Origin of the sequence: Mesorhizobium sp. M0195 (genome assembly GCF_040322115.1) — a bacterium.
Classification (GTDB): Bacteria; Pseudomonadota; Alphaproteobacteria; order Rhizobiales; family Rhizobiaceae; genus Mesorhizobium.
In genome coordinates this window covers 1-795 of record NZ_JAMYSV010000087.1, presented here as the reverse complement: position 1 = coordinate 795, position 795 = coordinate 1, and the positions used below count along the sequence as shown (strand labels likewise).

The 795-nt window shown below is 68.2% G+C and carries 1 protein-coding gene; it reads left to right on the top strand.

What is annotated here, in order from left to right; all coding sequences use genetic code 11:
• Positions 1–74: 74 nt before the first annotated feature.
• On the top strand, positions 75–795 hold a 721-nt coding region (locus NKJ12_RS32125), incomplete at its 3' end, for a condensation domain-containing protein (protein ID WP_352707734.1).

The following is a 795-nucleotide window of genomic DNA, read 5'->3' as shown; positions in this document are numbered from 1 at the left end:
CTGACGCTCCGGCCCGTCTTGCGCTGCCGACGGACCGGCCGCGGCCGGCCCAGCAGTCGTATGCCGGGGCCGCTGTGCCGATCGTTATCGATGCGGATCTGACGCGGCGGCTGAAGCGGCTGAGCCGGCAGCATGGCACGACGTTGTTCATGACGGTGCTGGCGGCCTGGGCGGCGGTGCTGTCGCGCCTGTCGGGGCAGGACGACGTCGTGATCGGCGTGCCGAGCGCCAATCGCGGCCGGCGCGAGATCGAAGAGCTGATCGGCTTCTTCGTCAACACGCTGGCGCTGCGGGTCGACCTGTCGGGCGCGCCGAGCCTGGCGCAGCTTCTGGAGCGGACGCGGCGCACGGCGCTGGCCGCGCAGGAGCATCAGAACCTGCCGTTCGAGCAGGTCGTCGAGATCGCGCAGCCGCCCCGGCATCTTGATCACACGCCGTTGTTCCAGGTGATGCTGGCCTGGGAGAACAATGCGGTCGAGTCATTGGACCTGCCGGGGCTGAGTGTGGAGGCTGCCGGGGAGGGGTATGATCAGGTCAAGTTCGATCTGGAGCTGAGCCTGGGCGAGCGTGGCGATCAGATCGCCGGATCGCTGCACTATGCCACGGCGCTGTTCGACGAAGCGACGATCGAGCGGCAGCGTGGTTATCTGCTGGCGCTGCTGCGGGCGATGGTTGCCGATGCCGGGCAGCCGGTCGGCCGCATCGAGCTGCTGTCGCCCGAGGAGCGGACCTACCTTTTGGAGGAGCTGAACCGGACGGACGCGGACTATCCGTCGGATCTTTGCATCCACGAGC